Raw genomic sequence first — 25,200 nt, 5'->3', positions numbered from 1 at the left:
CCGGCATAGGCGAGGCATGTGGAGCCACCACGCCGATGGCGACCAGGTCCTCCGCGGCTTCGCGAAGCGCGCGGCGGTACTGCCTGACAACATGGTCCCGTGCCTCCAGCGCAATGGCGTCGCTCGCCGCGGAGGAGCAGAGCACGTCGATGGACGACGCGCAGCATTCGATGTTGCCGAGGGTTCCCGTGCGCAGGCATGCGACCGCGGAGGCGGGTACTCGCTCCAGAGTGCCTCCTCACAGAGCCCGGTTGTCCGCGGTTCGCCACATCCGTGGCCAAGAGGGCGTGCGGGAACTCCGTCTTGGTGCCCACGCTCGCGTACGGCGCCTTGGTCGCGAGGTCGGCCGAGCGAGCCATGTGCCTCGTCACCTGTGCACAGCCTTGCCCGATGAAAAGCTCGCGCACCGTCTCCAAGATGTCCTGCCGGGTCTGAGCCGCTCCGCCCCAGACCCACGGCTCCTCCTCTGCCGACCGCGCAACAAACCAGAAGGAAACAGGACCAACCTCACAGGGCCGACAGACCGTGTCATGGAGGCCCGGAATGACCAACAGCATCCACGGTCAGGTCCGGGCGCCTGGGACGACGAGGCCGGTTTCGTAGCCGATGATGACCAGCTGGGCCCGATCGCGGGCGCCGAGCCGGCTCATGATGCGGCTCACATGCGTCTTCGCGGTGAGCGGGCTCAGATACAGGGCATGGGCGATCTCCGTGTTGTTCAGGCCCCGGGCCACCAGGGTGAGGACTTCGCGCTCGCGGGGAGACAGCGAGGCGAGGCGTTCCGCGTCGAAGCAGCCGTCCGGTATCGGAGCCGCCTGGGGCAGACGCAGGATACGGCCGATGACACGGGCGGTCGGCCCCGGGGAAAGCAGCGCGTCGCCGGCGGCCACCGTGCGCACGGCCCGCAGCAGGTCGGCCGGGAGGGTGTCCTTGACCATGAATCCGCTGGCTCCGGCTCGCAGCGCGGCCATGATGTGCTCGTCGGTGTCGTAGGTGGTCAGCACCAGGACCCGCACGCCCGCCATGTCCTCGTCGGCGGCGATGAGGCGAGTCCCCTCGATGCCGTCCGTCTCGGGCATGCGGATGTCCATGACGACCACGTCGGCGCGTGCGCTGCGCGCCAGTTCGTACGCCTCGCGGCCGGTGGCGGCCTCCCCGACCACCTCCATGTCGGGGGCAGACCCGATGAGCAGCGCGAACGCGCCGCGCACCAGGGCCTGGTCGTCGGCGAGCAGGACACGGATCGGAGCGTCGTCGTTCATCCGCCGGCCTCCAGGCCCTGACTGAACGGCAGTTCGGCCTCGACGGCGAAGCCGCGTCCGTGCGGGCTGGGCCCGGCCGTCAGAGTGCCGGCGACGCTGCGGGCCCGCTCACGCATGCCCACCAGTCCGTACCCCATGGTGGAGGTGGTGTCCGCGGATACCCGCCCGAGGCGGGGCCCGTCGTCCTCCACGGTCACCCGTAGCCGCCGGGCGTCGGCGATCAGCCGCACCCGGACCCGGCAGCCGGGCGCATGCCGCACGGCGTTGGTGAGCGCCTCCTGCACGATGCGATAGGCGGCCACCCCGACGGGCGCCGGCACCTGCGGCGGGGCGGTGTAGTCGAGGCCGACCAGAGCGCCGGCCGCCTCCGCCGCCCGGGCCAGGGCGGGCAGCCCGTCCAGGCCCGGTACCGGCTCGCGCTCGCCGTCCGGCTCGTCGTCACGCAGCACGCGCAGGGTGGTGCGCAGCTCCGCGCGGGCCTCCCGGCAGGTGTCGGAGATGGTCTGCAACGCCTTGGCCAGGCCCTGCCGATCCAGTAGTTCGGGATCCTCGACCAGCACGTGCGCGGCAACCGATGCCTGCACGCCGACCAGGGTGATGCTGTGGGCGAGCAGGTCGTGGAGGTCGCGCGCGATGCGCATGCGTTCCTCCGCCACACGTCGGGCGGCCTCTTCCTCACGCGTCCGTTCGGCGCGCTCCGCGCGCTGGACGATGGCAGCGACGTACTGGCGGTGGATCCGCACCGCGTCCCCGATCACCACGACAGCCAGGATCCAGCCCCCGTTGCGCAGAATGTCCCATGCCGTGTTCGAGTGGGACTTCGCCAGCATGATGCCCACCATGAGTCCGATGGCCGCGGCGACGGTCGTGTACGTCCGCCACTGGGGACCGCACAGGGCCAGCGCGTACAGCGCCACCAGACTGGCCGGTACCGCGGCGAGGTGGTTGTAGTCCGCCGTGTGGTAGACGGCCAGCACGGCGACGACCGCCAACGTCGTCCCCATCGGGGCGCGCTGCCGCCAGGCCAGGAGTAGCGCACCGGAAGTCAGGAGCAGGAAGCCGACGGCGTCCGGCCGTGTTCCGTTGGACCCGTCCAGTACGGCGGCCAGCACCGACTGCACCACCAGTACCGCGAGCGGAACCAGGATCTCCGACCTGGTGAGGGACGGGACACGCCGAGGGTTCACAGTGGCCGACATCGCGTCACGCCTTCCTTTCCTGGGGCCTGTCGGCGCCCACCTCACCCGACGGACCGGTGCCGAAGCCGACGCCACGGTCATCCCCTCGTGTCATGTTCCCGTTCGGCCGGCACGGCGTGCTGCTCCGGCTCCGCCGCGACCGGGGCCGGGGCGGCCTCCGTGCCTGGCCACCACAGGCGGCGGCCCAGCAGCAGCGCAGCGGCCGGCACCAGGAACGACCGCACGAGGAACGTGTCCAGAAGGACACCCGCCGCGATCACGAAGCCCAGCTCCACCATCGACACCAGCGGCAGCACGGTCAGGACACTGAAGGTGGCGGCCAGCACCACGCCCGCCGAGGCGATGACACCGCCCGTGGCGGTGAGGGCCGGCAGCACCGCGCGTTCCTCTCGCATCCGATGGAGCAGGAAGATGCCGTAGTCGACGCCGAGCGCGACGAGGAAGACGAAGCTGAGCTGCGGCAGGGAGGGGTCGTTGCCGTTGAAGCCGAAGAGCGGTCCGAAGACCAGTCCGCCCAGGCCCAGCGCGGCCACCCAGACCAGCACCACCGCGCCCAGCAGCACCAGGGGGGCCACCAGGCTGCGCAGCAGCAGGGCGAGCAGCAGGAAGACGGCGGCCAGCACCAGCGGGATCACCACGGTCTGGTCGCGTGCGGTGGTGTCATCGGTGTCGATGCGCTGCGCGCTCTCACCGCCCACCAGGGCCCGGTCGCCCAGCGCGGTACGCAGCCGCTCGATGGTCGCGGTCTCCGCACGGCTCTCCGGCTGGCCGGCCGCGTTGACGCCGAGCTCCGTCCAGCCGCGTGCCCTGCGGCCCGTCGTCACCTCGGCCACGCCCGGCGTGCTCCGTGCCAGGGCGGCCACCGACCTCGCGTCCGCCGTGTGCGCGAGGACCGTGATCGGCTGGCTGCTCTGTCCGGGGAACGCGTCGGCCAGTTCCCGCATGGCGGTCACCGATTCGGGCCGCTGGGTGAAGGCGTCCTCCTGCCGCAGCCGCCCGGAGAGGTTCAGCGTGCCGAGCGCGAGTGCGCCCAGCACCACCAGTCCGGTCACCAGGGTCACCACCCGCCGACGCGTGACCAGCGCGCCGATCCGGTGGTACATGCCGTGCCGGGCGGACGGCTCAGTGCCGTAGGCCGGGACCAGCGGCCAGAACATCCGCCGCCCGAGCAGCACCAGGACCGCGGGCAGCAGCGTGGTCATCGCGGCGAGTGCGCAGAGCACCCCGACCGCGCCGGTCGGGCCGATGGCGCGGGTGCTGTTCATGTCGGCCAGCAGCAGCACGGTCAGGCCGGCGACCACGGTTCCCGCCGAGGTCGCCACCGCCGGCCCGGTGCGCCGCAACGCGTGGAGCATGGCCTGGTACGTGTGCTCGGTGGTGTGCAGTTCTTCGCGGTAGCGGGCGATGAGCAGCAGCGCGTAGTCGGTGCCCGCACCGAAGACGAGCACAGTCATGACGGCGCTGCTCATCGTGTTGACGGTCAGTCCGGAGGCCTGGGTCAGCAGATAGGCCACGGCCATCGCGGTGACGGCCGCTACCCCGGTGCACACCAGGGGGAGAAGCCACAGCAGCGGACTGCGGTAGGTGGCGATCAGCAGTACGGCCACCACGGCGACCGTGACGACGAGCAGCAGGCCGTCGATCGAACCGTAGGTGTCGTCCATGTCGGCGGCGAGCGCGCCCGAGCCGCCGACCTTGACGCTGAGCCCGCCGTGCCGGTCCTGCGCCAGCTGGGCCCGAACGTCGGCGACCACCTTCTTGCCGTCGCCGGCATTCTGGGCGACCGACACCGGGATCATCAGCGTACGGCTGTCCTTGCCCAGGATCGTCCGGGGCGTCGTGCCGACGAGGTCCAACTGCCGGTCCAGGGCGGTGGCCCGGTTCCGGGCCACCGCCTGGTCGGCCGCGGTCAGGCCGCCGGCCCGCTGGTAGACCAGCACCAGGTCGGTGGTTCCGCCGCCGGGCATCGAGTCCAGGATCCGGGCCACCTGGGTCGACTGGGCGCTGGCCGGCAGATAGTCGACCTGCTGGTCGGTGGTTGCCCCGCCCAGCTTTCCGGCCAACGGCAGGGCCAGCGCCACCAGCGCCACCCACAGGCCGATCACGGCCCATGGGATCCAGAGACGGGAGCGGGAATTCTCGGGCCGCCGGGTCACGGTCGGCTTCCGCGGCCGCAGTCGCGGTCCGGGTCGTAGCGTGTCCATGGCATCCAGGCTCCCGCCCTCCCTGCGCCGGCACATCGAGCCGACGTCGTAAAGCGCCCTTACTCCCGCGGATGCACCGACCGTGGGGTTACTCCCGCGGGAGTACGCCGACGGGGGCCGACCCGGCGGCATCGGAGCTGCGGTCGGACCGCTTCTGCCACGCGGACTGCCCCAGGCTGATCAGGCCGTGCTCATAGGCATAGATCACCAGTTGCACCCGGTCACGCACCCCGAACTTCTCGTAGAGCCGCTGGACGTGCGACTTCACCGTGCTCTCCGCGACCACGAGGAGCTTCGCGATCTCCTCGTTGTGGTAGCCACAGACCAGGAGCTTGAAAACGTCGAACTCCCGGGAGGTGAGGCGTTCCAGCCCATCTTCCTGAGAGCGTGTGACCGTCGGTCTTCGCGCGAACTCGGCTATGACGGTGGATATGAGCCCGGGTGAGAGGACGGAGCCGCCACTGGCCACCGTACGGATGCCCTCGAGGATCCTCTCGGGCGGCGAGTCCTTGAGGAGGAAACCGCTCACTCCGCAGCGCAGTGCTTCGAAGAGCGTGTCCTCGTCCACGTGCACGCTGAGGATCACGATCCTCGTGTCCACGGTGACCGGGTCGAGCAGCAGCATCCGGCTGGCCTCGATCCCGCTGATGCCGGGCGGCATCGATACGTCCATCAGCACGACGTCCGGCTTCGCCTTGCGCACCGTGTACACGGCATGGAGGCCGCTGTCCGCCTCTCCTGTGACGTTGATGTCCGGTTGGCCGGTGATGGCCATGCGGATGCCGTCACGCACCAGCGGGTGATCATCGACTATCAGTACATCAATCTGTTCCACGACTGCAGTCCCGTCATATGGGGTGGGATCGGAATGACGTCGGAATGACGGGCGACCGGTGAGCGGATACGCGGTCAGCCTGTCGTCGACGCCACGGGGGCGCCGGCGCTACGGGAGAGCGGGAGGTGGACCAGTACGGTGAAGCCGCCTTCGCCGGCGCCGGTCGTCAGGCAGCCACCGTGCTCTGCGACGAGGCGCTGCATCGAGCGGCTCCCCTGTCCGCCCGACCACGGTGTCGGGTCGGGTGCCGGCGTGCCGACGTGGTGAGCCCGGCCGAGGGGCAGGGGCGGACGGTGGTGCGACCACACACGCAGCCGGACCCAGCGGTCGACGCGGAACTCCACCAGCACGGTCGATCCGGGGGCATACTTCAGGGCGTTGGTCAGCGACTCACGGGCCACCCGTATGACGACGGCCCGCAGTGGCGCCGGCAGGTGTTCGTCGGTGCCGCGGCTGCGGAACACGACGGCCAGGCCGGTCCGGCGCAGGTGGTTCACCACGTCGACGAGGCACTCGTCGGCGGATCCGAGTCTGTGCTCCTCGCCGCGGAGGTGTCCCATGGCCCTGCGGAGTTCCACCATCGTGTGGGCGGCGGTCTCGCCGATCACTCGCAACCGGTGGTCGTTCTCGTCGGCGCCCCCGGCCTGCATGGCGATAGCCGTCAAACCCTGCCCGACGGTGTCGTGCAGCCGGCTCGCCAGCTCCGCGTACCCGGGCGGGCGGCCGGGAAAGGGCGCTCGCTCCAGCGCCACGGCAGGCATGGGCCTGGCGCCCGGTCGCAGCCGGTCCTTCCACCGGAGAAGGACCGTCACGAAGACCACCGCACCGGGCAGGCAGAGCAGGGCGGCGCCGACCGCGTACGTGCCGACGGACCAGTGTTCGGCGAGCAGCAGCATGAGCAGCGGCATGGTCGCGATGAATACGGTGCCACAGAGCGTCACCATGAATCGGTGGTGCCCGGGGAGGCGGTCGGCTAAGCGCCCGGCGAGGAGTCCCAGCGCCAGAGACAGAAAGAGCAACGGAACCAGCTGGAAAAGCGGCATGGAGATCACTGTTTCCAAGGAAACCCCCGCAGTGACGAACGATCACGACATTTTCCAGACGTCAGTGTACTTTCGACAACTCGCCTCCGCTATCCACCAATGGATCTATAACCTCCTCCGAACGGCGGGGGAATCCAACCTCCTGCGGTCGATCAGTCCGCCATTTCGAACATGGACAGCACATCAGCCGACGTGTAGGATCCCTTCACATGAGAGCGGAGGAGTTGAAGGGCAGCCTGGACGGCATGCTGCTCGCTGTTCTCAACAACGCACCGATGCACGGGTACGCCATCATCGCGGCACTGCGCGAACGCAGCAACGGCACGGTGAACCTGCCGTCCGGCACCGTCTATCCAGCCTTGCACCGGCTGGAGAACGCGGATCTGATCAGCAGCAGCTGGGACAGTTCGGCCGGTCGCCGCCGCCGCGTCTACGAGATCACCCCGGCGGGCGAGAGTGCCCTGCGCGAGACGCGGGCCAATTGGCGGGAGATCATTGCGACCATGCGCTCGGTCGTGCTCAGCGAAGAACCGACCTGATCTCCGATTTCCTCGCGGTTTACCGGATTCCCTTTACCCTGAAGACGTCTTCCGGTTCGGGCGGCCGATCCTATTCCTCTGGAACCTCTCTTCGACCGGCCGCAGACGACCGCGACCACTTGTTAACATGACCGCCATCTGGCGATGGGATGATGTCAACCACCAATCGGGGGCAGCATCTCCGTCATTAGTCGGCGGGCCTCAAAAAACACTCCGATCAGCAATCCGACGGTCAATGTGCCGGAAAAGCAGACCGCAGGCCAAAACATGTGTCCGTGCGAGGCATCCAGGCGGTAGACCAGCAAAACACACAGGCACATCACGGCCAGCACCACGCCCGTCGCGACGCCGGCCACGCCGTCCATCGGCCGTCGTGCGGTCGGCGCCCGGCGCAGGAGCCAGAACGAACCCGCCACGGTCGCCGCCACCGAGGCGAAGAGGGCGGGGGCCACCCAGCGGATCAACCCGGGCTCTCCGGCCCAGGGGTCCGGGCTGAGTACGACCGCCAGGAGCCAGCCAACGGCGAGGAAAGGGACCCCGCGGAGGATCATTCGGGCCATCCTGCGACAGCGCACGATCCGCCCGCACTCGTTGAACTCGGCCGCCACCAGGCCGACCGGGCCCCAGCGGCTGACGGCCTCCGGCTCGGAGCGGCCGCCCTCGACTTCGCAGAGCAGGCCGTCCCGAACCTCGTCGAGAACGCGCCGCCGCCATGCGCGCGGTCCGCGCAAGCGGCCGTCGAGTTGAGCCAGATAGACGTCGATCGTCCAGGTCCGGTCGATGTCCCCCACCCCGTCCCACCAAACCGGCAGTATATGTGACAAGGTCAGCATCTGCTGCGCCACTCGGCTCAGCTTACCCAGCCGCGGTGAGCGGTCAAAAGCCTTTCTCCGTCTCGGCGTGCCACCGATCCCGGTAGTGGCCCGGTTCGGCCACGAGGCCGGAGTGCGGACCCCGCTGGGTGATCCTGCCGCCTTCCAGCACGATGATCTCATCGAACTCCTCGAGTCCGTGCAGGCGATGGCTGACCATCAGCACCGTCCGGCCCGCACGGCCCGCGGTCGCCGCCAGCGTGTCGGCGAGCACGGCGTCCGCGGTGGCGCGGTCCAGGGACTCGGTCGGTTCGTCGAGCACGAGGAGCGCCGGATCCGACAACAGCGCGAGTGCCAGCAGCAGACGCTGGCGTTCGCCTCCGGACAGCCGATCGCCGCGCTGCCCGATCCAGGTGCCCAGCCCGTCGGGCAGCCGGCGCACCCAATCCTCGGCACCGACGCGCGCGAGTACCTCCATCAGCCGCTCGTCCGTGGCCTGCGGGTCGGCGAGCAGCAGATTGGCGCGGACGGAGCCGGTGAACAGGGTCGCCTCCTGGACCAGGCCGCCCACGAGTCCCGGCCGCAGTCCGGCGCCGCCGAGCCCCCCGATGTCCACCCCGCAGACGGCGACCCGGCCCCGGTCGGCCCGGATCAGCCGCAGGGCGAGCGCGAGCACCGTGCTCTTGCCCGATCCGCTGGGACCGACCAGCGCCACTCGCGCACCGGCCGGCACCGAAAGGGTCACCCCGGACAGCGCGGGCGCCGCCGCTCCGGGGTAGGTGACGCTCACGTCGGTCAACGTGAGCGACACCGGAGGCGGGGGCGCGGGGACCGGCTGTGCGGGTTCGTCAGTGACCTCAAGCCGGAACACCTCGGCCACCCTGCGCGCCGCGCCGGTCAGGGTGCCAAGGCGTTCCCCCGCCGCGCGCAGCTGAAGTGCCTCCTCCAGCAGGGTCAGGCTGGTGAGGACCAGCACCGTGGCCATGACCCGGTCCAGTCCGCCATGCCATGCCGTCCAGCCGACCGCCGCACAGGTCGTCAGCTGGACGAGGAGACCGGCCGCGGTCAGGGCCGCCAGCCACCGGGCCCTGCCGCGTTCGAGCGCCGCGACGGCATCGGCGGCCGTCCGGCCCCATCGCTGCGCGGTCTCCTGCCCGCCGTTCAGCAGGAGGTCCTCCAGCCCTTCGACGAGGTCCACCGTACGGGCCGCCAGATCGGCCCTGGCGGCGGCGAGCGCCACGTCGGTCCGGTACATGACGAAGGCGGCCACGGTCGGCAGGACCACACCTGCCAGCACAAGGCCCGCCGCCAGCACCGGACCGGCGGACGGCAGCAGGTACATCGCCCACACCGTGCCCGCTGTCCCCACCGACAGCACGGCGACGGCCGGAAGCGCCACTCGCAGCAGCAATTCCTGTACCGCGTCCACGTCGGAGGCGAGCCGCGCCAGCAGGTCGCCCGTCCGGTACCCAGGCAGCCTGCCGGGGGCCAGAGGCACCAGCCGCTCGAAGAAGCGTCCGCGCAGCCGGGCCATGAGCGCCAGCACCGCATCGTGCCCGGCCAGCCGCTCGGCGTAGCGGAAGGCGCCACGGCCGATGGCGAGCGCCCGGACCAGCACCACCGCGACAGCCAGGACACTCAGCGGCGGTTGTCCGGCCGCGCGGCACAGCAGCCAGGTCGCCGTGGCGGTCAGGGCCACGAGCGAGGCCTCGTAGGCGGCCGCGGCCCCGGTGGCCAGCGCCAGCCGGGCGAGCAGCGCTCCGTGCCCGGCGCCCGAGGCGGTACCCGTCGTGGCGGCGCCGATGTCGCGGGGCTCCGGGGCGGAGGCCGTGCTCAGCCGCGTTCCATCGGCCGTGGTCATCTCGCTCCCGTCCGGGACGTGTCCCCGGCCAACACGGCCCGGCCGCCGCCGACCTCGATCAGTGCGTCGGCCGCCTCGGCCACCGCCGGCCGGTGGGTGACGACGAGGAGGGTGACGGAACCCGCCAGCCGCTGCAGAGCGCCCAGCACCCGTTCCTCGGACTCGCCGTCCAGGCGCGCCGTCGGCTCGTCCAGCAGCAGGAAAGAGGGCTCGCGCAGAAGGGCGCGCGCTAGGGCGAGCCGCTGCCGCTCCCCTGCGGACAGCCGGGCGGCGCGGTCTCCGACCGGCGCGTCCAGGCCGTCCGGCAGCCGGCGTACGAAGTCCGCGGCTCCGGCCTGTTCGAGTGCGTGCCACATGCGGTCCCGTGCGGCGTCGGGCCGTGCGACGCGCAGGTTGTCGGCGACCGTGCCGTGGAAGAGGTGTGGGCGCTGAGGCACCATCGCCAGCCGACGTGTCCAGGAATCCGGGTCGACGTCGCCGAGGTTCACGGCTCCCGAACGGATGTGACCGGCCAGCGGTGGCAGCACCCCCGCCACGGTCCGCAGCAGGGTGCTCTTCCCCGCGCCGCTCGGGCCGGTCAGGACGTACCTGCGGCCCGGCAGCAGCTCCATGGAGACCCCGGTGAGCACGGGACTGTCGTAGCCCACCGCCAGGTCGTGCAGCGTGAGCGTTCCGTCCGCCGGGTCCGGGGCGGGTCCCGGGGGGCGTGTGCGGGCGGGCGCGGGTGCGGGCCGCGCTGCGTCGCGGGACAGACCCTCCAGTTGGTCGAGGACCGCGTGTGTGTCCTGCGCGGCGTGGAACTGGGTGCCGAGGACGCGCAGCGCCCGGTACGCCTCGGGGGTCAGGAGCAGGACGGCCAGGCCCGACTCGAGGCTCATGGCGCCGTCCAGGAGCCGGAAGCCGACCGGGACCGCGATCAGCGCCACCGACAGCGAGGTGAGCGTCTCCAGCACGAACGACGACAGGAAGGCCAGCCGCAGCACCCTCATGGTGATCCGCCCGTGCTCCTCCGCGGACGTACGCACCTGTACGGCCGTATGCTCCTGCCGCCCGAGCAGACGAAGCGTCACGAGCCCGGAGACGGCCTCGCTGAACTGGGTGCCCAGCCGCAGCATGGCCTGCAGCCGGTGCCGGGCCCGGGCCTGGGTGTACAGACCGACGAGCGCCAGCAGCGCCGGCACGAAGGGAAGGGTGACCAGTACGACCAGTGCCGAGGGCCAGTCGAGGACGAAGAGCGCGGCGAGGATCACCAGGGGGCTCACCATCGCGTCCGGCAGCGCCGCGAGCGGACCGGTGACATAGCCGTCGACGGAGTCGACCCCGTGAGTGAGCAGGGTGGTCAGCGAGCCCGCCGACATGTCGCCCCGCACGCCCGCCTCGCGTACGGCCTGGGTGGCGTCGAGCCGCAGCTGCCGTTTCCAACGGGCGGCGGCTGTTTCTGCCGACCACCGGTCCGACCAGGCGAGCGTGCAGCGGCCGGCCAGGACCGCTGCGGCCGTCGCGAGCAGGGCGCGGCTCACGGGCCCGCCGGTGATCGCGCGGGCGACGACCAGCACCTGGGCGACCGTGAGTACGGCGCCGGCCAGGGCGCTTGCGGTGCGCAGCACGAGGAAGCGGCGTAGTGCCGACACGCGGCGGATGCGTTGGATGTCGAACGGGCCGCCGCCCCCTCCTCCTCGGCTGCTCATTGCCAGGTTCCTCCGGGTGTGGTGCGTCGTCTGCGGGTGCGTGGTGGCTGGTCGTACCCACGCGGCGGAGCCGCATATCGGTACAGCCCCGCGCCCCTATGGGGCGCGCTTCAGCGGATGCCTCTAGTAGAAGACCGGGGAGCGGCTTGTCATGCGGCCTCGGAAGATCCACCACGCGTAGGCCTGGACGGCGATGACCAGGAGCAGCACCGGACCTGCGGTCCAGGTGATCAGGGCCAGGGACGTGCTGGAGCCGGCCAGCTCCTCGGTCGCCGGGGCGCGGAGACCGGACCCTCGCGGAGTGATCAGTGCCGGGTACTTGCCCGCGACGACCGCCACCGGAGCCAGGGCAACGGCCGTCGCGGACGCGGCGAACGCCTGCCAGGCGGCGGCGCGGCTCGTGCACCACACCGCCACCGCCAGTACGGCCAGGACACCCAACAGCGCCACGACCGCGAACACGGGATGCCGGAAGGCCCCGTCGGGAAGGCCGCCGGACATGGCGACGACCAGGGTGGCGAGGAGAAGCAGACCGGCCGCGGCGGACAGCACCGGCACCGCGCGCCGGGCCCGCTCCGCCACCGCCCCGTAGGCGCGCGCGGTGAGGAACACGGCCCCGTGCGCGGCGAACAGCACCATCGCGGTCACCCCGCCGAGCAGGGAGAGCGGCGTCACCGAACCCGCCGAGCCCGTCACGGACCCGGCGGCGTCCAGGTCGACGCCGCCGGCGAGCGCGGCGAGCAGCGCGCCCCAGCCGAAGGCCGCGGCCGCCGCACCGCCGAAGACCACTGCGTCCCAGAAGGAACGCGCCCCCGAGCCCGTACTGCGGCTGCGCAGCTGCACGGACACGTTCACCACGACCACGCCCACCATCGCGACGATCGCCAGCGGGTAGGCGCCGGTCAGCAGGCGTGATTCCAGGCCGGGCAGCGTGCCGATCATCGTGCCGACGGCGACCAGCAGCCACACCTCGTTGCCGAGGAAGAACGGGCCCACCGCGTTGAGTGCGAGCCTGCGTTCGCCGTCCTCGCGCGCCACGTGCGGCAGCACGAGCCCGACTCCGTAGTCGATGCCGGCGAGCACGAGGTAACCGGTGAACAGCACCCCGAAGGCGCACAGCCACAGCGTGGCGTATCCCATTGCCTGTCTCTCCTCTTTCGGTACTCAGACCAGTACAGCGACGTCGCGGTCGTCCTGCGGGTCGGACGGCAGGTCGCCCGCCATGCTGCCGGTCCACAGACCGGTGTCCTCGGCCGGTCCGCGCCGGGCGATACGGGCCAGCAGGACCCAGTCGAGGACCAGCAGTACGGCCACCACGGTGACGAACACAGCCAGGGAGACGGTGAGTTCGGCGACGGTGAGCGACGGCGTCAGTGCCTCCTCGGTGCTGAGCAGCTGGTAGACCGTGTACGGCTGCCGGCCGACCTCGCGGAAGACCCAGCCGGCGCTGTTGGCCACGAAGGGCAGGGCCATCATCGGGATCAGCAGCCAGGTCAGGACGCGGGAGGCCAGGATGCGGTCCTTGCGGACGGCGATCAGGGACCAGGTTCCGACGATGAGGGCGATCAGGCCGATCACCATCATGGTCAGCGCCGCGTAGCGCACCAGCGTTGCCGGCGGCATGTCGACCTGCCCGAACTGCTTTTTCAACTGCGCCGCGTACACGGCGAGTTTCTCCTGTGAGTCGATGAACGCGGCGAACTTGACCGGCTGGCTCTTGGTGACCACCTCGAGCTGGAGCGCACCGAGGCCGGCCGTGATGACGGCGCCCCAGCAGGCCGCGTGTGCTCCGGTGCGGAACGACCTGCGCAGGAACTCTCGCTCGGCGCGCCCGCGCCGCTGCAGGTAGGCGGTGACGCCGAGCATGAAGAATCCGCCGGTCAGGACGGCGGCGCCGACGATGTGGCCGATCGCTATCCAGGCGTTGGAATTGGTGAGCAGGGCGAGGGGGCTGGTGAGTTCCAGTACCGGGCCGTGCTTCCGGTAGCCGACGGGGTGGTGCAGGAAGCCGTTGGCGATCAGCGCCCAGACAGCCGACATGTAGGCGGAGGCCACGACCAGCCACAGCACCGTGAGATGCGTCTTCTTCGGCAGCCGGTGCCTGCCGAAGATCCACAGGGCGAGGAAGGTCGATTCGGCGAAGAAGGCCACCACGGTCTCCACCGCCAGCGGGGCGCCGAACACCCCGGAGGCCGCGTCCTCAAGGCCGGACCAGTTCATGCCCAGCTGGAACTCCATCGCGAGGCCGGCGCCGATGCCGACCGCGTAGTTGACCACGTACAGCAGTCCCCAGAAGCGGGTCATGCGCTCGAAGACCGGGTCACCGGTGCGCACCCATCGGGTGTAGGTGATGGCGACGAGCAGGACCAGGCCGAGTGTCAGGGCGACGAGCAAGTAGTGGAAGACCACCGTGATCGCGAATTCCAGCCGCGCGAGTCCAAGAGCCCCCATTGTCTTCCTCTCCCGGTGCGAGGCCGTAGGCCCGTGCGTACGACGGGCCGATGGGCCGATCGATCAGTAGCGACGGTACATATAGCGTTCCTACACGTCAACTTCCGTCTTTCCGTCCGGGCTCGGTACTGCCGTCTCCGGACGGGGCTCTCCGCGGCCGAGCACGTCGCAGGTCCAGCCCGCGCCGCGCCAGCGGTCCAGGTCCAGGCCCGGCCTGCCGTCCACGAGCCGCGCCGCCCGGACGCGTGCGGCCAGCGGGGCGGGGTCGACCGCGCCGAACTCCCGCCATTCGGTGAGGTGGAGCAGCGCGTCCGTCCCCTCGGCCGCGGCCGTCGCCGACTCCGCATACTCCAGGCCCGGAAAGGTTTTGCGCGCGTTGTCGAGGGCCCTGGGGTCGTATACGACGACCTCGGCGCCGCGCTCGCGCAGGGCCGCCGCGACCGCGAGGGCGGGCGAGTCCCGGATGTCGTCGGTGCCCGGCTTGAAGGCCGCGCCCCACACGCCGATCCTGCGGCCGTCCAGCGTGCCGCCGCAGGCCCGCACGGTGAGCTCGACCAGCCGCTCGCGCCGCCGGACGTTGATGCCGTCCACCTCGCGCAGGAAGGCCAGCGCCCGGCCGGCCCCGAGCTCCTCGGCACGGGCAGCGAAGCCGCGGATGTCCTTGGGCAGGCATCCCCCACCGAAGCCGAGGCCGGGTTGCAGGAACTGCCCGCCGATGCGCGAGTCGTGGGCGAGCGCGTCCGCGAGCTGCCCCACGTCCGCACCGACGGCCTCGCAGACCTCCGCCATGGCGTTGATGAAGGAGATCTTCGTGGCGAGGAAGGAGTTGGCCGCGGTCTTGATGAGTTCCGCGGTGGCCAGGTCGGTCTCCACGGTCGGCACCCCGGCGAGGACGAGCGCACGGTACACCTCGCGCAGGGCCGCGGCCGAGCGTGTGTCGCCCTCGGCCCGTCCGATCACCAGGCGGTCGGGGCGCAACGTGTCCTCGACGGCGTGGCCCTCCCGCAGGAACTCCGGGCTCCAGGCGAGCGAGGCCGCCCCGCCCACCGGTGCCAGCTGCCGGAGCATGCCGGTCAGCGCCTCGGCCGTACCCACCGGAACCGTCGACTTCCCCACCACCACACAGGGGCGCCGCAGGTGGGGGGCGAGCTCGCCCACCGCCGAGGTCAGCTGCCGCAGGTCCGCACGTCCGTCGGGCCGCTGGGGGGTGCCGACGGCCAGGAAGTGCAGCTCCCCGAACTCGGCCGCATCGGCGTACGAATCGGTGAACCGCAGTCGGCCCGTGCCGACGCCGCGTTCCAGGATCCGCGCGAGGCCGGGTTCGAAGAAGGGCGGCCGTCCCTCCGCGAGTGCGGCCGTCTTCTCCTGGTCGACGTCCACGCCGAGCACCTCGTGCCCGAGGTCGGCCATGCAGGCCGCGTGGGTGGCCCCCAGGTAGCCGCATCCGATGACGGTGATTCTCACGCGTACTCCAACTTTTTGGGTGTGGGAGGGGTCTTCGGGGCTGTTTCCCGGGGCGGCGGGCGGGCGCTCCGGGGTCTGGGGGCGGGTTCTCCAGATCAGCGGGAGGCTTTACGGGACCGTTCCCCCAGGTCCGTGGGCGGGCTCTCCCGGCGGACCGGACCCGCTGTGGTCGCCCGGGCTGCGGCCGTCCGGCCGAGGGCGAGCCCGTCGGGGCGAAGGATGCCGCGGATTTCGCGGGCCGCGTCCGAATTCAGCCGGACGCAACCAGGACGCCCACCACCAGCAGGGCGAACCCGAGGACGATGTCGACGGTTCGCCACTGGTGCCAGTGGATCCAGCGCTCGCGGACCGCGATGAGCTGCCGCTCATCCGCCTCGTCGGGCCGCGAGCCGGTGAGGATGCCGCCGGTGGCGGACGGCGCGGCCGGTGCCGCCGCGGCCACGCGCCGCGCGATCGCCTTGTTGATGCGGACGTTGACCAGTTCGGACATCAGCGCCAGCGCGATGTTGCAGGCCAGTGCGAGCCCTCGCAGCAGGCGCACGGCCGGGTCCTGTGCGGTGAACAGCAGCAGCAGGGTCGCCCCGCCCGTCGTCAGGTTGATGGCGGGCATGTACCGCTCGATGCTGCGGTCCAGCGAGACGTGCAACGGCATCCATTCCGGTACGGAGAGCTGCCGAAAGGTCGGGCACACCCCGTAGAGGACCATGAGCAGTGCGCCCGCCTGGATTCCGGTGCCCAGCAGGCCCAGGAACGTCAGCAGTGAGCTCCACATCGTCGTCTCCTCCCGTGTCCTCGTCGCTGTCAGGCAGTGAGATGGATCGACCGCAGGGCGGCGATCTCGGACATGCGCTGCTGTGCCAGCCGGTCCGCGGCGACCGCCGGGGGGATGCCGTCGGCGCCCGCCCGGCCGAGCACCGCGCGGGTGGTGTCGAAGATCCGGGCCGCCCGCGCCTTCGCCCGGCCGAACGCGAAACCGCCGATCTCGTCGGCCACCTGGATCAGGCCGCCGGCGTTGGCCACGTAGTCGGGGATGTACAGGATCCGGCGGTCGGACAGGAGCTTCTGCGCCCGTTCGGTGGCGAGCTGGTTGTTGGCACCGCCGCAGACGATCTCGGCGTGCAGCTCCGAAACAGTGGACTCGTCGAGGCATCCGCCCAGCGCGCAGGGGGCGTAGAGGTCGATCTCCGCGCGGCGCAGCGCGTGCTCGTCGGCCGCCGCGGTCACCTGCGGATATCTGGCGAGTACGGCGGACACGGAGGCGCGGTCGGGGTCCGCGACCAGCACCGAGGCGCCGGCCTCGACAAGATGGCCGACCAGGCGCCGGCCCACCTTGCCCACGCCCTCGACGCCGATCCGCCGGCCGGTCAGGTCCGCCTCGCCCCAGGCGTGCTCGGCGGCGGCCAGCATGGCCTGCACCACCCCGTACGCGGTGAGTTCGGAGGAGTCGCCGGCCCCGCCGGCCTCCCGGCTGCGCCCGGTGACATACTGCGACTCACGGGCCACGACGTCCATGTCCCGTTCGGTGGTGCCGATGTCGCACGCGGTCACGTACCGGCCGCCGAGGGCCTGCACGAACCTGCCGTAGGCGCGCAGCAGCGCCTCCGTCTTGACGCGCGCGGGATCCCCGATGATGACGGCCTTGCCGCCGCCCAGATCCAGTCCGGCGACGGCGCTCTTGTAGGCCATCGCCCGGGACAACCGCAGAACGTCGCCGAGCGCGGCCGTCTCGTCGCGGTAGGGGTAGAACCGGGTGCCGCCCAGTGCCGGGCCGAGCGCCGTGGAGTACACGGCGATGATGGCCCGCAGTCCGCTGCTCTCGTCCTGGCAGTACACCACCTGCTCGTGACCGCTTCGCCGGGCGAACACGCCGTCGGGGTCGAGTTCCGGCAAGGGCGCGGTGATGACGTCGGCCATCGGAACACTCCTCCTCATCGTTCCTCGGTGTGCACGGGTGACGGGCCCTCGGCGGGGCCGGGTGCGGCGAGGACCAGCGCGCTGTTGAAGCCCCCGACGCCGCGGGCCACAACGAGGGCCGTGCGCAGCCGTGCCGGACGCACCGGCTCGACCACGAAGTTCAGGCCGTGCCCGGCGGACGCGGGGTCGAGGTGCACAGTGGGCGGTACGACTCCGTGGGTGAGGGCGAGGCAGGCCCAAGCCACGTCCAGCGGTGGGCCGCCCGAGTAGAGCCGTCCGACCATGGACTTCGGCGCGGTGACGAGGACGTCCGCCGCCCGGTCGCCGAAGACGGTGTGCAGGGCCCGCACCTCGGCGGCGTCGGCGTCGGCGACGCCCGCGGCGTCCGCGAAGACCACGTCGATGTCCTCGGGCGTCAGTCCCGACCTGCCGATCGCCTCGGACATCGCCCGGGCGAGCTGTCGCCCGTCCGGTGCGGGGTCGTAGTGGTGGTACGCGTCGTGCGTGGCCGCATGTCCCAGCACCTCGGCGTAGACGGAGGCCGACCGTGCCCTGGCCGCCGCCAGTTCCTCGACGACCAGCACGGCGCCGCCCTCGCCGGGGACATAGCCCGCCGCCGCGGAGTCGAACGGCCGGTAGCCGGCGGCCGGTTCGGACGCCCGGCTGAAGCGGCCGAGGTCGTTCTGACAGACCAGCGCGTACGGGGTGAGCGGTGCCTCGGTGCCGCCGGCCACGACGGCGACTCCGCCGCGCTCGATGTTCCGACGGGCCTGCGCCAGCACGTCGAGGCCGCCGGCGCTGTCCGCGACGAGGACGCCGCAACTGCCCTTGAGGCCGTGGCGGATGGAGATCTGGCCGGTGCTGGCCGCGTAGAACCAGGCGATGGACTGGTAGGCGCTGACGGCGGACGGGTGACGGGCCCACAGGGCCTCGATCTCCCGCTGCCCGAACTCGTTGCCGCCGGAGGCGCTCGCGGTCACCACGGACACCTCGAACGGGTCCAGGGTGGCCGGGTCGAGCCCCGAGTCGGCGAGGGCGTAGTCGGCCGCGGCGAGGGCGAACCAGGTCCAACGATCGGTCTGTACAAGGAACTTGTTGCTGATGAGCTCGGCCGGGTCGAAGTCCTCGACCTGGCCGGCCAGCCGGATCGGCGAGGTGTCCGGGTAGCGGGTGAACGGCGCGATCCGGCACTGGCCCGCCAGGGTGGTTTTCCAGTGCTCGGCGACGCCGAGGCCCGTCGGCGCCACCACTCCGATGCCGGTGATCACCGCCCGGCGGCGGTCTTCGGTCGTCGCTGGCATGTGCGTCACAGCTCCTTCAGACGGGAGAAGACCATCGCGGACTGGAAGCCGCCGAAGCCGCTGCCGACGGACAGGACGTGGTCGACATGCGCCTCGCGTGCGGTCAGCGGCGTGTAGTCGAGGTCGCACTCGGGGTCCCGCGTGGTCAGGTTCGCGGTCGGCGGGATGGCGTCCCGATCGATCACCAGCGCGCACGCGGCCATCTCCAGGGCGCCGATGGCCCCGAGCGAGTGACCGATCATCGACTTGATGGAGCTGATGGGGATGCGGTACGCCGCTCCGTTCAGGCTGCGCTTGAACGCGCCGGTCTCATGCCGGTCGTTCTGCTTGGTGCCCGAGCCGTGCGCGTTGATGTACCCGATGTCCTCGGGGTTCAGCCGGGCCTGTGCCATCGCCTCGTCGATGGCCCGGCTCATCTCCACCCCGTCGGGGTGCAGGCCGGTCATGTGGTAGGCGTTGGCGTGGCTCGAATAGCCGGTGACCTCGCAGTAGACGCGGGCCCCGCGCCGCCTGGCGTGCTCCAGCTCCTCCAGGACGAGCACCGCGCAGCCCTCGCCCATGACGAATCCCTGCCGGTCGGCGTCGAAGGGCCGGGAAGCGCCCTCGGGGTCGTCGTTGCGCGGGCTGGTGGCCCGGATGGCGTCGAAACAGGCGTACGAGATCGGTGAGATGGGCGATTCGCTGCCGCCGCAGAGCATCACGTCCACGGTGCCCTCTTCGATCTGCTGGGCGGCGAGGCCGATGGCGTCGATACCCGAGGTGCAGCCCGTCGACACCACCGCCGACGGGCCGTGGGCGCCGAATCTGATGGCCACTTCGGTGGCGACGGCGGAGGGCACGAAGACCGAGTACATGAACGGCATCGCGTACCGCCCGTCGACCTCCCACCGGCGGCCGTGGTCGCTGAGGACGACGTACTCGTCCTCCAGCCTCATGGTGGCGCCGACGGCGCTGCCGAGGAGCACGCCGGCGCGGTCGCCGTCCCAGGTACCGGTATCCAGGCCGGCGTCGGACACCGCCTCGGACCCGGCCACGAGAGCGAACTGTCCGTAGCGGTCGTTGCGCCGGATCTCCTGCGGGGTCAGGCCCGCCGCGACCGGGTCGAAGTCGGCCTCGGCCGCGACCTGGGAGCGGTACTCGGAGGCGTCGAAGAACGTCACCCGGCGGGTCGCCGGCTTTCCGCTGACGATCCTGGCCCAGAAGTCCTCACGGGTGTTGCCGCCGGGCGCCACGGCGCCGATGCCGGTGACGACGACTCTTCGCGGGCGACGGGCGCCGTTGCCGGTCATACCGCGGCCCCTGCCTGCCACTCGGCCAAGGTCTCGGTGTCGACGTGACCGAGGTCGGGCCTGGGCGCGAGCGGGCCGAGGAAGAACACCACGCGGACCACGGCGTCCGACTCGTTGACGATGCGGTGCCGGGCGTTCCTGGGCACGAACACCGCCTGGTCGGCACCGAGGGTCCGGCGCTCCTCACCCAGGTCGACCCTGAGTTCCCCGTCCACCACGTGGATGAACTCCTCCGAGTACGGGTGGTAGTGCTCGGTGATCACCTCGCCGGGCTCCAGCCGCACGGTCCCGGAGAACCCGCAACTCGTGCCGACGGTGGCAGGCGACAGCTGGGTGCGCAGGTCCGCGCCGCGCCGGCGGTTGGCCGGTACGTCGTCGACGCCGACGACGCGGCAACGGCGCGCCTCGAGGGCGTGTTTGACTGCCTTCATCTGGACCGCAGTGTTGCGGTTCAGACGCTCCTGCATGGCCGCGTCGTCGATGGGTGCCTGCGGCTTCATCGTGAAGTCCTGCTGCCAGCGCATCCGGGTCCGTCCGTCCTCGGTCGGCTCGTAGACCCAGCGCAGGTGCATGTACTCGAAGAAGCCGGTCTCGATCCGCTGGGACCGCGCGGTGCGGGAGGCGCGATCCGTCTCGCGACGCGACACCCACGACCAGACGTTCCCGTCGTCGTCCGGGTGCATCGTCAGCCGGAAGGTGACCGTGTCGGGGCCGGATTCCAGCACCTCGACGGCGGAGTACTCGGTGAACAGGTCCGGCCATGACCGTACGTCGTTGGTGATCTCCCAGACGAAGTCGAGGGGCGCGTCGACGACGATCTCGTTGTCCGTGTGTCCGGGCATGCTTCGGTTCACCGTCCTGTGGTGACGGAAGTGTCACCGCCGGCGGTCAGGCGCACCGCGTTGGGCGTGGCGTCCGCGGTGGTCTGCTCCTCGGCGTCGACGCCGGTGCGCTCCTTCAGCTTGGCGGCGAACTCGGCCCGCGCGAGCGAGTCCAGTTCGAGCTGCTCGAAGGTGCTGTCGAGGTCGGCGACGGTGATGGAACGGTCGGCGCCGACGGCAAGCAATATGCCGATCATGTCCTGGTCGGAAACGGGGACATCCATGGGTGGTTCTCCTTCGGCGGAAACGGGGTGGGGTCGTGCTGCGGGTCTGACAGGGGGCCTGGCCAGAACTGGCGGTTGGTCAGTTTTCGCTGCAGCGATGGATCTGCCTGCGGAACGGGTCATGATTCAGGCCGTGGAACAGGCCGTGGGCCCGGAAGGCGCGGGTCACGGCAGGGCGGGAGCGGACCGGGGGCGCTCCGCGGGGCGGGCGCTCCAAGGGCCGAGGCGCCCCGCAGTCCGGACGCTCGCCGAGCCGAGGGGCGCCGGACCGAGACGCTCCCCGGACCAGGCGCACACCGCGGTCCATGGCGCCCCCGACCCGAAGGGCTCCCCGGAGCGAGGCTCTCCGCGGCCGAGGCGCGCCCCCGCAGTCCGGGACATTCCCCAAGCCGAAGCGCTCCCCGGTCCAGGCGCACCGCGGACCGTGGCACCTCCGAACCGGGCGCACCGCAGCCCTGGCGCCCCCGGGACCAGGCGCCCGGCCCACCGCGCTCAGCGGGCCGTCGGGGCCCACCGCGCCGGCAGGCCGCCGAGGCCCGCCCTCAATGGGCCCCAGGCGGCCCGAAGCTCGCGCCCTGGGCCAGGTGCCGCATGTTCTGCGGGGCGTCGGTGGCGATCCACCGCATCATGTCCTTGAGCATCTGTTTGGTCGGGGTGACGAACCGCGCGTCGCGTTCGCGGAAGCCGAAGCCCGGGGCGACGAAGTCGGCCGTGGCGATGCGGTCCATCAGGTCGCGGCCGGCCTCCGTCGCGTCGAGCGTGCCCGCGTCGACCTGGTCGCAGAGCCGGACCATGTGGTCGAACAGCTCGCGGTAGTCGGGCTGGTCCGGCCACCACAGGCCGATGTTCGGGCCGTCTTCCAGCGTGTTGAAGACGCTGTCGTCGCCGGTCCGTTCGTAGGCGTCGATGAGCCGTTCCAGGCGTAGGTTGCCCGGGACTCCGCCGTACGCCCATACGCGGAACACGGCGTTCCACAGTTCGTAGTTGTCGAACGAGACGAAGGAGCTGTTCACCATCGCGTCGTTGAAGTCGAGCAGGCCCTGCTCCAGCCGTTCCACGAACTCGAACCGGTCCGTCGAGAAGTCGTCGTCCTTCAGCGCGGCGAGCAGCCGCCAGGCCAGTGAGTTGATGACCTCCGCCGTGTTGGATATTCCGCGGGAGAAGAGCGGGTCGAGGAATCCCGCCGCGTGCGACATCAGGCACCAGCGGTGGCCGACGGTCTGCGACGAGGAATACTGCAGCCGGTTGGTCGACACCCATTCCCGTACCGGGCGGGCGTCGGCGAATATCCGTTCCACCGCCGGAAAACGGGCCGCGTGCCGGGCGAATTCCTCGCCGGGCGTCAGATCGGCGGCCTTCGGGTAGCGGCGCTCGTCGAAGGTGAGACCGACGCTGACAAGCTGGTTGCGGGAGCGCGGCTCGTTGTTGAAGGGAATGACCCAGAACCAGCCGCGCTCGAACATGTGGTGCATGGTGCCCTGGAACCACGGCACCGGGGGCATCTCCTCCAGCGGGATGCGCAGGCATTCGTCGGTGGTCTTCACGCCCACCATGTGGGTGAACAGGGAACGGGAGTGGTGCTTGAACCGGGCCGGCTCCTCCCGCAGCCCCAGCTTCTGCGCGAGCGGCGAGCGGAACCCGCTGGCGTCCACGAGGTAGCGCGCGGTGTGCCGCCTGCCGTCCTGGCCGACGACCGTCACCTGGTCGTCGCCGAGCTCCACGTCGGTCACCCAGTAGCCCTGCATGGCGGTGCAGCCGTAGCGCACCGCGGCGTAGAACAGGTAGGCATCGCTGTCCTGCCGGAACAGATGGCTCGTCTGGTTCAGCTTCGCGGGGGCGTTGAACTGGTTCACCTCACGCGGGTCGGGCTCCTGTCCCTCGTGGTGCACCATGAACCCGAAGTGGCGCTTGATGCCGTTGGAGGTGCCCATCTCCTGGATGCAGCTCTCGTAGGAGGTGAGCATCTCCAGTTCCGGTACGCCGTAGCGGCGGGCCAGCAGCTTGAACAGCACCAGGGTGTGCGGGGTGGTGGACTCGCCCACCGCGAACCGCGGATGGGTGCCGGCGTCGATCAGCAGGACCGACGCTCCATTGCGGGCCAGAATGGCCCCGAGCGTGGAACCGGCGATTCCCGATCCCAGAATCACCACGTCGAAATCAGATTCGTTTTTCGTGGGGCCACTGGACGACATCAACCCTCCCCTTTCTCTGGACAAGAAATTACTGCACAAACGAGTTCGGGCGCTTCCTTCGCCTGATGGAATTCCACCTCCTCCGTGCGGCGGAATTCCTTCTCCTCCGCGCGGCCGGTTTCCTTTCCGCCCCACGGCGGAGCACCGGGGTGTGCCACGGGATCAGACGGGCGAGTCCTTCGGGATGACCGGCTCGTGCCACGGGACCGGCACGGAGTGCACCGCGGCACCGGTGAGCCGCGACACCTCGGCGGCGAGCCGGCGCGCCCTGCGCCGGGCGGTGGAGAACCAGCCCGAACGGCCGCTGTCCGGTATCAGTACGACGCCGGCGCCGACGGATCCGGCCAGGTTCGGGATGTCGCGCGGCACGTGGAACACCGGGGCCAGGGTCCACGCCACATCGGTGTCGTACAGGATCTGCGACAGCTCCATGTCGGTGCGCAGCTCGTAGTCGAACCACAGCTCGCCGTAGGGCAGCGCCACCGCGCCGGCGCTCATCGGTGGCGGCCACGGCATGATCAGGGCGAACGTGAGGATCCCGCCCCGGCCCCGGGTGTACGCAGCAGCGCTGCGCACCGTGGTCTCGCACAGCCGCTCCACCGGCAGCACCAGCACCACGTTGCGGCCGTCGCGGCAGGTGGGGAGCAGGGCCGTGAGTCCCAGTCGGCTCATCGCGCGTCCTCCGCCCGGGCCAGGAACCGGTCCACGAACAGCGTCGAGTGCGTCCCCGCCAGGAACTCCGGCTGGGCCAGCAGATCGCGTACGAGGGGGATGGTGGTGGCCACCTGCCCGCTCTCCACCTGGAACTCCTCCAGCGCGCGGGTGAGACGGGCGACGGCCTGCTCGCGCGTGGGCGCCCAGGCGATCACCTTGGCCAGCAGCGAGTCGTAGTGGGCGGGGACGGTGTCGCCCTCGGCGAAGCCGGAGTCGGTCCGGATGAACGGCCCGGCGGGCGGCCGGAACACGGCCAGCGTCCCGGGGGTCGGTCTGAACCCCTGCACCGGGTCCTCGGCGTTGATCCGACACTCGATCGCTACCCCACGCACCACGGTGTCGTCCTGGGTGAGGCTGAGCGGATCCCCGGCCGCGACCCGGATCTGCTCGGCGACGATGTCGATGCCCGTGGCCATCTCGGTGACCGGATGCTCGACCTGGATACGGCCGTTGATCTCCATGAAGGTCAGTCGGCCGGCCTCGTCGGCGAGGAACTCCACGGTTCCGGCGCCGCTGTAGCCCACCGCGCGGGCGGCGGCGACGGCGTACCGGCCGATCTCCTCGCGCTGCCCGGCGGACAGCCGGGGCGAGGGCGTCTCCTCGACCAGTTTCTGCCGGCGCCGCTGCAGTGAGCAGTCGCGCTCGCCCAGGTGCAGGACGGTGCCCCGGCCGTCGCACAGGATCTGCGCCTCGACATGGGCCGCCGCGGGCAGATACCGCTCCACGTAGACGTTCGGGTCGCCGAACAGGGCCTGGGCCGTCGCGCGGGTCTCCCGGAAGACCGCAGGCAGGTCGTCCGGCTCGTGTACGACCATGATCCCGCGTCCGCCGCCGCCCGCAGCCGCCTTGATCACGAGCGGGAAGCCGATCGCGTCGCCGATCTCCCGGGCCTCGGCGAGGGTGGCGACGGCGCCATCGGAGCCCGGCAGCACCGGCAGCCCCGCCCCGGCCATCAGACCGCGCACCGTCGCCTTGTCGGCGATGCGGTGCATGACCTCGGGGGGCGGGCCGATGAAGGTGATGCCGTTGTCCCGGCACACCTCGGCGAAGTCGGCGTCCTCGGACAGGAATCCGTATCCGGGATGGATCGCGTCGGCCTCGCACTTCAGGGCCGCCTCGATGACGTTGGGCACGTCGAGGTAGCTGCGCTTGGCCGGTGGCGGGCCGATGTGCACGGCCTCGTCCGCGTACCGCACCACCGCGGACCGCGCGTCCGCCGTGGAGTACACGGCGGCGCTGGCCACGCCCAGCTCCCGGCAGGCACGGGCGATGCGCAGCGCGATCTCGCCCCGGTTGGCGATCAGGATCTTACGGAACATGACACCCC

21 protein-coding genes are annotated in these 25,200 nt (G+C 71.1%); 1 reads left to right on the top strand and 20 read right to left on the bottom strand.

Annotated elements, in window-relative coordinates:
• Positions 1 to 563: 563 nt before the first annotated feature.
• The 5 genes from MKW14_RS03265 to MKW14_RS03245 all read right to left on the bottom strand — a co-directional run bounded on the left by MKW14_RS03265 (position 564) and on the right by MKW14_RS03245 (position 6,444).
• Entirely contained in the window at positions 564 to 1,262 is a 699-nt protein-coding gene (locus tag MKW14_RS03265) for a response regulator transcription factor (RefSeq protein WP_240858636.1), read from the bottom strand.
• On the bottom strand, positions 1,259 to 2,461 hold the full coding sequence (locus MKW14_RS03260; protein WP_240858634.1) for a sensor histidine kinase: 1,203 nt from the start codon (positions 2,459 to 2,461) through the stop codon (positions 1,259 to 1,261). Before MKW14_RS03260 ends, MKW14_RS03265 begins: the two co-directional genes overlap by 4 nt.
• A gap of 77 nt (positions 2,462 to 2,538) precedes the next feature.
• A complete protein-coding gene (locus MKW14_RS03255; RefSeq protein WP_240858633.1) occupies positions 2,539 to 4,665 on the bottom strand; it encodes an MMPL family transporter in 2,127 nt (708 codons plus the stop codon).
• An 88-nt stretch (positions 4,666 to 4,753) separates the two neighbouring features.
• Complete coding sequence (locus MKW14_RS03250; RefSeq protein WP_308314573.1) at positions 4,754 to 5,500, bottom strand: response regulator; 747 nt, start codon at positions 5,498 to 5,500, stop codon at positions 4,754 to 4,756.
• A 74-nt stretch (positions 5,501 to 5,574) separates the two neighbouring features.
• On the bottom strand, positions 5,575 to 6,444 hold the full coding sequence (locus MKW14_RS03245) for a sensor histidine kinase (protein WP_240858631.1): 870 nt from the start codon (positions 6,442 to 6,444) through the stop codon (positions 5,575 to 5,577).
• Positions 6,445 to 6,752: 308 nt separating this feature from the next.
• On the opposite strand from MKW14_RS03245, the gene MKW14_RS03240 reads away from it, so the two are divergent.
• Complete coding sequence (locus MKW14_RS03240) at positions 6,753 to 7,082, top strand: PadR family transcriptional regulator (RefSeq protein WP_240858630.1); 330 nt, start codon at positions 6,753 to 6,755, stop codon at positions 7,080 to 7,082.
• Positions 7,083 to 7,237: 155 nt separating this feature from the next.
• On the opposite strand, the gene MKW14_RS03235 is transcribed toward MKW14_RS03240, so the two are convergent.
• The 15 genes from MKW14_RS03235 to MKW14_RS03165 all read right to left on the bottom strand — a co-directional run bounded on the left by MKW14_RS03235 (position 7,238) and on the right by MKW14_RS03165 (position 25,192).
• Positions 7,238 to 7,927: a hypothetical protein gene (locus MKW14_RS03235; RefSeq protein ID WP_240858628.1), complete on the bottom strand. Its 690-nt coding sequence runs from the start codon at positions 7,925 to 7,927 to the stop codon at positions 7,238 to 7,240.
• A gap of 31 nt (positions 7,928 to 7,958) precedes the next feature.
• On the bottom strand, positions 7,959 to 9,755 hold the full coding sequence (cydC, locus tag MKW14_RS03230) for a thiol reductant ABC exporter subunit CydC (protein ID WP_240858626.1): 1,797 nt from the start codon (positions 9,753 to 9,755) through the stop codon (positions 7,959 to 7,961).
• Positions 9,752 to 11,443, bottom strand: a complete 1,692-nt coding sequence (gene cydD / locus MKW14_RS03225) for a thiol reductant ABC exporter subunit CydD (RefSeq protein ID WP_240858625.1) — start codon at positions 11,441 to 11,443, stop codon at positions 9,752 to 9,754. The genes cydC and cydD overlap by 4 nt, the downstream gene beginning before the upstream one ends.
• Positions 11,444 to 11,566: 123 nt before the next feature.
• Complete coding sequence (locus tag MKW14_RS03220) at positions 11,567 to 12,583, bottom strand: cytochrome d ubiquinol oxidase subunit II (protein WP_240858624.1); 1,017 nt, start codon at positions 12,581 to 12,583, stop codon at positions 11,567 to 11,569.
• A gap of 24 nt (positions 12,584 to 12,607) precedes the next feature.
• A complete protein-coding gene (locus MKW14_RS03215) occupies positions 12,608 to 13,894 on the bottom strand; it encodes a cytochrome ubiquinol oxidase subunit I (RefSeq protein WP_240858623.1) in 1,287 nt (428 codons plus the stop codon).
• A 90-nt stretch (positions 13,895 to 13,984) separates the two neighbouring features.
• The gene (locus MKW14_RS03210; protein WP_308314572.1) at positions 13,985 to 15,358 is read right to left on the bottom strand and encodes a UDP-glucose dehydrogenase family protein; all 1,374 of its coding nucleotides are present in this window, start codon (positions 15,356 to 15,358) and stop codon (positions 13,985 to 13,987) included.
• A 250-nt stretch (positions 15,359 to 15,608) separates the two neighbouring features.
• Positions 15,609 to 16,130 carry an anthrone oxygenase family protein gene (locus MKW14_RS03205; protein ID WP_240858622.1) on the bottom strand — a complete coding sequence of 174 codons (522 nt, stop codon included), beginning with the start codon at positions 16,128 to 16,130 and terminating at the stop codon, positions 15,609 to 15,611.
• A 29-nt stretch (positions 16,131 to 16,159) separates the two neighbouring features.
• The gene (locus MKW14_RS03200) at positions 16,160 to 17,272 is read right to left on the bottom strand and encodes a Glu/Leu/Phe/Val family dehydrogenase (protein WP_240858620.1); all 1,113 of its coding nucleotides are present in this window, start codon (positions 17,270 to 17,272) and stop codon (positions 16,160 to 16,162) included.
• A 14-nt stretch (positions 17,273 to 17,286) separates the two neighbouring features.
• Positions 17,287 to 18,573 carry a beta-ketoacyl synthase N-terminal-like domain-containing protein gene (locus MKW14_RS03195; protein WP_240858619.1) on the bottom strand — a complete coding sequence of 429 codons (1,287 nt, stop codon included), beginning with the start codon at positions 18,571 to 18,573 and terminating at the stop codon, positions 17,287 to 17,289.
• Between the two features lie 5 nt (positions 18,574 to 18,578).
• Complete coding sequence (locus MKW14_RS03190) at positions 18,579 to 19,862, bottom strand: beta-ketoacyl-[acyl-carrier-protein] synthase family protein (RefSeq protein ID WP_240858618.1); 1,284 nt, start codon at positions 19,860 to 19,862, stop codon at positions 18,579 to 18,581.
• Positions 19,859 to 20,704 carry a cupin domain-containing protein gene (locus tag MKW14_RS03185; protein ID WP_240858617.1) on the bottom strand — a complete coding sequence of 282 codons (846 nt, stop codon included), beginning with the start codon at positions 20,702 to 20,704 and terminating at the stop codon, positions 19,859 to 19,861. Before MKW14_RS03185 ends, MKW14_RS03190 begins: the two co-directional genes overlap by 4 nt.
• An 8-nt stretch (positions 20,705 to 20,712) precedes the next feature.
• The gene (locus MKW14_RS03180) at positions 20,713 to 20,967 is read right to left on the bottom strand and encodes an acyl carrier protein (protein WP_240858616.1); all 255 of its coding nucleotides are present in this window, start codon (positions 20,965 to 20,967) and stop codon (positions 20,713 to 20,715) included.
• A 542-nt stretch (positions 20,968 to 21,509) separates the two neighbouring features.
• Positions 21,510 to 23,117 (bottom strand): NAD(P)/FAD-dependent oxidoreductase, encoded by a 1,608-nt coding sequence (locus MKW14_RS03175; RefSeq protein ID WP_240858614.1) that lies wholly within the window; start codon positions 23,115 to 23,117, stop codon positions 21,510 to 21,512.
• A 204-nt stretch (positions 23,118 to 23,321) separates the two neighbouring features.
• Positions 23,322 to 23,831 (bottom strand): hypothetical protein, encoded by a 510-nt coding sequence (locus MKW14_RS03170; RefSeq protein WP_240858613.1) that lies wholly within the window; start codon positions 23,829 to 23,831, stop codon positions 23,322 to 23,324.
• A complete protein-coding gene (locus MKW14_RS03165) occupies positions 23,828 to 25,192 on the bottom strand; it encodes an acetyl-CoA carboxylase biotin carboxylase subunit (protein WP_240858612.1) in 1,365 nt (454 codons plus the stop codon). The genes MKW14_RS03170 and MKW14_RS03165 overlap by 4 nt, the downstream gene beginning before the upstream one ends.
• Between the last annotated feature and the right edge of the window lie 8 nt (positions 25,193 to 25,200).

It is taken from the genome of Streptomyces gilvus, assembly GCF_022513565.1.
GTDB lineage: Bacteria > Actinomycetota > Actinomycetes > Streptomycetales > Streptomycetaceae > Streptomyces > Streptomyces gilvus.
The sequence above is the reverse complement of the archived record's forward strand: the minus strand, read 5'-3'. Positions and strand labels throughout refer to the sequence as shown.